Genomic DNA, 6,010 nt, shown 5'->3' on the forward strand with positions numbered 1-6,010 from the left:
CAAGCCCCGACGTGCACGCCCCCAGCCCGCAAGCCCCTACGTGCACGCCCCCAGTCCGCAAGGGACGTTGCTGGAAGGCCGGCGCGGCCTCGGCCACGCACGCCGCCGGCTCGCAAGCCCCGACCACGCACGCTCCCGGCTCGCAAGCCCCGACGTGCACGCTCCCGGCTCGCAGGCCCCGACCACGCACGCTCCCGGCTCGCAAGCCCCGACGTGCACGCTCCCGGCTCGCAGGCCCCGACCACGCACGCTCCCGGCCCGCAAGCCCCGACGCGCACGCCCTCGGCTCACAAGCCCCTTCGCGCACACCCCTTGGCGCGCCCGCCCGGTACGGACCGTGGCCAAGACTGCGCGCCTCCGGTGGCTGCCGAAGGCGCTGAACGCCCTCCGTGCCGGCAGCCTCAGCCCTCCGTGCCAGCGGCCTCAGCCCGCCGGGCGGGGCGCCCCGCCCGGCGCCCGGCTCACTTCGCTCACTTCGCGCGCGGTGACCCCGTCGAGCCCCGGACCATCAGTTCGCCCCGTACCGTCGCGATGCCCCCGTGCGGTGCCTCCTCGCGCCCCATGGCGATCCGCCCGGCCCGCGCCCCCGCCTCCGCCAGCGGCAGCCGTACGGTCGTCAGTGCGGGCACCGCGTCGATGCTGAACGGGAGGTCGTCGAACCCGGCGACCGAGACGTCGTCCGGGATGCGCAGACCGGAGTCGCGCAGCGCCGCGCACGAGCCCAGCGCGACCGTGTCGTTCGCGGCGACGACCGCCGTCAGTGTCGGGTCGCGCCGCAGCAGCTCCAGCGTCGCCTCGTACCCGGAGAGCCGGTCGTACCGTCCGTAGACGGTCCGTCCGGGGTCGTCCTCGATACCCGCCGCGGCCAGCGCGGCCCGGTGCCCCTCCAGACGGTGCCGGGTCGTGGTCCGTTCCTCGGGCCCGGCGATGTACCCGAGCCGCCGATGCCCCAGTCCGATCAGATGCTCGGTGAGCAGCTGTCCGCCGCCCCGGTTGTCGAAGGTGATCGCGATGGCCTCGGGCGTGGGCGGCCGCCCGCACAGCACGACCCGCGTCCCGGCATCCGCCAGCCTCCGCAGCTTGTTGCCCACGGCGGTGAGATGCGCCGGGTCCTCGATCGCCCCACCGGTCAGCACCACGGCCGCCGCCCGCTGCCGCTGCAACAGCGTGAGATACGTCAGCTCGCGCTCCGGGGAGCCGCCCGTGTTGCACACCACGGCCAGCCGCTCCCCGCCCGCGCGCCCGCCCGGCCCGCCGATCTCGTTCTGGATGGCGCTCGCCATGATCCCGAAGAAGGGGTCGGCGATGTCGTTCACCAGGATGCCGACGAGGTCGGAGGTGGCGGCGGCGAGGGCGCTGGCGGGCCCGTTCAGGACGTAGTCCAGCTCGTCGACGGCCTTGAGCACCCGCTCCCGCGTGGTCGCGGCCACCGGATAGTTCCCGTTGAGCACCCGGGAGACGGTCGCGGGCGACACCTGCGCACGGGCCGCCACGTCCGCCAGGGTCACTGTCATCGTTTACTCGCCTCCGGTGAGCGTCTCGTTCGAGTCGTCGTGAGCCGTGCGACTCGTCCAGTGGGTCGGACGACCCCTGGACGGGGCAGCGCGGCTCGTCCGGGGAACCATACGACCGCGATCACCGTTCGCCCCCTCGAACAACTCGAACCCCCTACGGTCTTGTCCGGACCGCTGCTCAGAGGCTAGCTTCTCACTAGATAGAAAGCGCTTGCTGTCACGCTCATCTCTTCACGGGTCCCCGGGCGTACGCGGCGCCGGACGCGTACGCACCAGAACCAACACGTCAGCAACGCAGACAACACGAAGGGATCGGCCGTGACACGCAAGACCGTACGGATCGCCATGAACGGCGTGACGGGGCGCATGGGGTACCGCCAGCACCTCGTCCGCTCCATCCTCGCCCTCCGCGAGCAGGGCGGACTCGACCTCGGCGACGGCACCGTCCTGTGGCCCGAGCCGATCCTCGTCGGCCGGCGTGAGCACGCGCTGAGGGCGATGGCCGAGCAGCACGGCCTGGAGCACTGGTCCACGGACGTCGACGCGGTCCTCGCCGACGAGACGGTGGACATCTACTTCGACGCCCAGGTCACCTCCGCCCGCGAGGAGGCCCTGAAGAAGGCGATCGCGGCCGGCAAGCACATCTACACGGAGAAGCCCACGGCCACGGGCCTGGAGGGCGCCCTGGAGCTGGCCCGCCTCGCCCACGGGGCCGGCATCAAGCACGGCGTCGTCCAGGACAAGCTGTTCCTGCCCGGCCTGCTGAAGCTGAAGCGGCTCATCGACGGCGGCTTCTTCGGCCGGATCCTCTCCATCCGCGGCGAGTTCGGCTACTGGGTCTTCGAGGGCGACTGGCAGGAGGCCCAGCGCCCCTCCTGGAACTACCGCGCCGAGGACGGCGGCGGCATCGTCGTCGACATGTTCCCGCACTGGGAGTACGTGCTGCACGAGCTGTTCGGCCGCGTGAAGTCCGTGCAGGCCCTCACCGCCACCCACATCCCGCAGCGCTGGGACGAGCAGGACAAGCCGTACGACGCCACGGCCGACGACGCCGCGTACGGCATCTTCGAGCTGGACGGCGGCGCGATCGCCCAGATCAACTCCTCCTGGGCCGTCCGCGTCAACCGCGACGAGCTGGTGGAGTTCCAGGTCGACGGCACGGAGGGCTCCGCGGTCGCGGGCCTGCGCAACTGCCGCGTCCAGCACCGCAGCGCCACCCCGAAGCCGGTGTGGAACCCCGACATCCCCGCCACCTACTCCTTCCGCGACCAGTGGCAGGAGATCCCCGACAACGCCGAGTTCGACAACGGCTTCAAGGCGCAGTGGGAGCTGTTCCTCAAGCACGTGTACGCCGACGCGCCCTACCACTGGGACCTGCTGGCCGGCGCCCGCGGCGTGCAGCTCGCCGAGCTGGGCCTGAAGTCCTCGGCCGAGGGCCGCCGCCTCGACGTACCGGAGATCCAGCTGTGACGATCCGACTCCCCGACGGCAGCGGCGGCCTCAAGACCTACACCCCGCGCCCGGAACCCCTCGCCCTGACGACGGGCGCCCCCTTCACCTCCCGCACGGTCTTCTCGGCGGCGCACGTCGTCGCCGACCCCTTCGCCGACGTGTCCCCGGACTCGCCCGCGGCCGTCGACTGGGAGGCGACCCTCGCCTTCCGCCGCCACCTGTGGTCGCACGGGCTCGGCGTCGCCGAGGCCATGGACACCGCCCAGCGCGGCATGGGCCTCGACTGGGCGGGCGCGGCGGAGCTGATCCGCCGCAGCGCCAAGGAGGCCAAGGCGGTCGGCGGCCGTATCGCCTGCGGTGTCGGCACCGACCAGCTGACCGCGCCCGCGTCCCCGGACGAGATCCGCGCCGCGTACGAGGAGCAGTTGACGCTCGTCGAGGAGTCGGGCGCCCAGGCGATCCTGATGGCCTCGCGGGCGCTGGCCGCCGCCGCGAAGGGCCCGGAGGACTACCTGGAGGTCTACGGGCACCTGCTGCGCCAGGCCGCCGAGCCGGTCGTGCTGCACTGGCTGGGCCCCATGTTCGACCCGGCGCTGGAGGGCTACTGGGGCTCGTCCGACCTGGACACGGCCACGGAGACCTTCCTGGAGGTCATCGCCGCCCACCCGGACAAGGTCGACGGCATCAAGGTCTCGCTCCTGGACGCCCAGCGGGAGATCGACATCCGCCGCAGGCTCCCCGGCGGAGTCCGCTGCTACACGGGTGACGACTTCAACTACCCCGAGCTGATCGCGGGCGACGAGCAGGGCTTCAGCCACGCCCTCCTCGGCATCTTCGACCCGCTGGGCCCGCTGGCGGCGGAAGCGGTCCGTGTCCTCGACACCGGCGACGTGAAGGGTTTCCGGGAACTCCTGGACCCGACCGTCGAACTCTCCCGCCACCTCTTCCGGACCCCGACCCGCTTCTACAAGACGGGCGTGGTGTTCCTGGCGTGGCTCTCGGGCCACCAGGAACACTTCACGATGGTCGGCGGCCTCCAGTCGGCCCGCTCCCTCCCGCACTTCGCGCGGGCCTACGAACTCGCCGACGGCCTGGGCCTGTTCCCGGACCCGGCGCTGGCGGAGACCCGGATGAAGAACCTCCTGTCGATGTACGGGGTGGCCCAGTGAGCGCGGGTACCGGACTGGAACGCTTCTCCATCAACCAGATGACGGTGAAGCAGCTGTCGATGCCGGAACTGGTCGCCGGCTGCGTGGAGCTGGGCATCCCCGGCGTGGGCCTGTGGCGCGAGCCGGTGGCCGAGTTCGGCCTGGAGGCGACGGCCAAGCTGGTCCGCGACGCGGGCCTGGCGGTCACCACCCTCTGCCGGGGCGGCTTCTTCACGGCGATCGACCCGGCGGAGCGGGCGGCGGCCCTGGCCGACAACCGCAAGGCGATCGACGAGGCGGCCACGCTCGGCACGGACACGCTGGTCCTGGTCTCGGGCGGCCTCCCGCAGGGCTCGAAGGACCTCCACGGGGCGCGGGAACGCATCGCCGACGCCCTGTCCGAACTGGGCCCCTACGCGGCGTCCAACGGGGTCCGCCTCGCCATCGAGCCGCTGCACCCCATGTTCGCCTCGGACCGCTGCGTGGTGTCGACGCTCTCGCAGGCGCTGGACATCGCGGAGCGCTTCCCGGCGGACCAGGTGGGTGTCACGGTGGACACGTACCACATCTGGTGGGACGACACGGCCCCCGCGGCGATCGCCCGCGCGGGCGCCGGCGGCCGTATCCACACGTTCCAGCTCGCCGACTGGATCACCCCGCTGCCGCAGGGCGTGCTGACCGGCCGGGGCCAGATCGGCGACGGCGCGATCGACATGCGGGAGTGGAAGGGCTACGTGGAGGCCGCCGGCTACACGGGCCCCATCGAGGTCGAGCTGTTCAACGACGAGCTGTGGGCGGGCGACGGCCACGCGCTCCTGTCGCAGACGGCGCGACGGTTCGTGGAGCACGCGGGCTGACGTCCGGACGGCGGGCCGCGGCATGACGCCCGGCTCGCCGCCCGGGTCAGACCTGGCGGACCTCGACCTGCTTGCCGCAGAGTGGCTTGAGGTCGTCGAGGTCGGAGGTGAGGACGGTCACCGGCGGCTGCGCCGCGCGGGCGGTGGCGGCTACGATCGCGTCCAGGGCGTACTTGTGCCCGCCGGTCCTGCCGCTTCCCTTCATCCGGGCGACGGCCTCCTTGGCGGTCTCCTTGGTGACCGGCTCCACGACAAGCCGGGACAAGGCCCAGGCGAGGCGGGCTGTGTGTGTTCCTTGGGGATCCGCTTCCACGATGGTGGCCGCGCTGGTGATCACCCTGACGTCCCGTTTGCGGGCGACGGCGAGCCTGGCGGTCATGGTGCGGTCGCCGCGCAGATACAGGGACAGAGCCTCACTGTCGAGAACCCAGGTGCCGCTCACGCCACCGCCCGGCCGCCCTGGCCTTCGCCGAACATCTCGCGCTCGGCCGCGTCGATCTCTTCCTGGGTGAGGGGGCCATGCATCTCCTCGTTCGCGGCGATGAGTTCGTCGAGCTGGTCGCGTTCGATCTGCCGCTGGATCGCGGCCTCCACGTAGGCGGAGATGCCACGCTTACCGACGCGGGAACGGAGGGCCGCGATAGTGCCCTCGTGCACGGAGACCGAGACGGACTTGGTCGGGCCCTCGCCGGGCCCGTAGACAGCTTCACTCACCCAGCCAATCTAGCAAAACTTCTATTAGAACGTTTTCCTCGTGGTAGCGCGGCAGTCCACAGAGGCCGATCCGCAGGATCGACGACGTCTACCTCGCCTCTCGCGCCGCCCGCGACCACGCGCGGAACTCCGTCGGCGACTCCCCGTACGCCCCCGGAACGCCCGCGTGAAGTCGGAGGGGCGGGGCATCCCCCAGCGGGTGGCGATGGTGTGGACGGGCGTGGAGAAGCCCCCGGGGACCGGCGGCGCCACCGCCGGAAACTCGATTCTCAACGGTGTCGCCGCTGTGCGAGGGTCGGCGGGTGACTGACTCCCGCCCTGATCC

General features: G+C 72.0%; 6 protein-coding genes and 1 pseudogene. 3 read left to right on the plus strand and 4 right to left on the minus strand.

The window, feature by feature from the left end; all coding sequences use genetic code 11:
- Positions 1–470: 470 nt before the first annotated feature.
- A complete protein-coding gene (locus AOK15_RS33080; RefSeq protein ID WP_055522006.1) occupies positions 471–1,514 on the minus strand; it encodes a LacI family DNA-binding transcriptional regulator in 1,044 nt (347 codons plus the stop codon).
- Between the two features lie 318 nt (positions 1,515–1,832).
- On the opposite strand from AOK15_RS33080, the gene AOK15_RS33085 reads away from it, so the two are divergent.
- From AOK15_RS33085 to AOK15_RS33095, 3 genes are read left to right on the plus strand one after another with little or no spacing between them, the layout of a single operon-like run.
- Positions 1,833–2,984, plus strand: a complete 1,152-nt coding sequence (locus AOK15_RS33085) for a Gfo/Idh/MocA family protein (protein ID WP_055522007.1) — start codon at positions 1,833–1,835, stop codon at positions 2,982–2,984.
- On the plus strand, positions 2,981–4,135 hold the full coding sequence (locus AOK15_RS33090; protein WP_055522008.1) for a dihydrodipicolinate synthase family protein: 1,155 nt from the start codon (positions 2,981–2,983) through the stop codon (positions 4,133–4,135). The genes AOK15_RS33085 and AOK15_RS33090 overlap by 4 nt, the downstream gene beginning before the upstream one ends.
- 38 nt (positions 4,136–4,173) lie before the next feature.
- Positions 4,174–4,971 carry a sugar phosphate isomerase/epimerase family protein gene (locus AOK15_RS33095; protein ID WP_205632273.1) on the plus strand — a complete coding sequence of 266 codons (798 nt, stop codon included), beginning with the start codon at positions 4,174–4,176 and terminating at the stop codon, positions 4,969–4,971.
- Between the two features lie 46 nt (positions 4,972–5,017).
- Here the strand turns inward: AOK15_RS33095 and AOK15_RS33100 are convergent, their stop codons facing one another.
- The 3 genes and pseudogenes from AOK15_RS33100 to AOK15_RS47660 form a co-directional block, all read right to left on the minus strand.
- A complete protein-coding gene (locus AOK15_RS33100) occupies positions 5,018–5,413 on the minus strand; it encodes a type II toxin-antitoxin system VapC family toxin (protein WP_055522010.1) in 396 nt (131 codons plus the stop codon).
- Entirely contained in the window at positions 5,410–5,685 is a 276-nt protein-coding gene (locus AOK15_RS33105; protein WP_055522011.1) for a hypothetical protein, read from the minus strand. Before AOK15_RS33105 ends, AOK15_RS33100 begins: the two co-directional genes overlap by 4 nt.
- A gap of 88 nt (positions 5,686–5,773) precedes the next feature.
- Positions 5,774–5,910 (minus strand): annotated as a pseudogene (locus AOK15_RS47660) (helix-turn-helix transcriptional regulator); the annotation flags it as partial.
- Positions 5,911–6,010 lie beyond the last annotated feature (100 nt).

Origin of the sequence: Streptomyces ossamyceticus (assembly GCF_001418475.1) — a bacterium.
Taxonomy (GTDB): Bacteria; Actinomycetota; Actinomycetes; order Streptomycetales; family Streptomycetaceae; genus Streptomyces; species Streptomyces ossamyceticus.

Coding starts and splice junctions, on each gene's coding strand:
- AOK15_RS33080 (WP_055522006.1), bottom strand. CDS start 1,514: ATGACAGTGACCCTGGCGGACGTGGCGGCCCGTGCGCAGGTGTCGCCC.
- AOK15_RS33095 (WP_205632273.1), top strand. CDS start 4,174: ATGACGGTGAAGCAGCTGTCGATGCCGGAACTGGTCGCCGGCTGCGTG.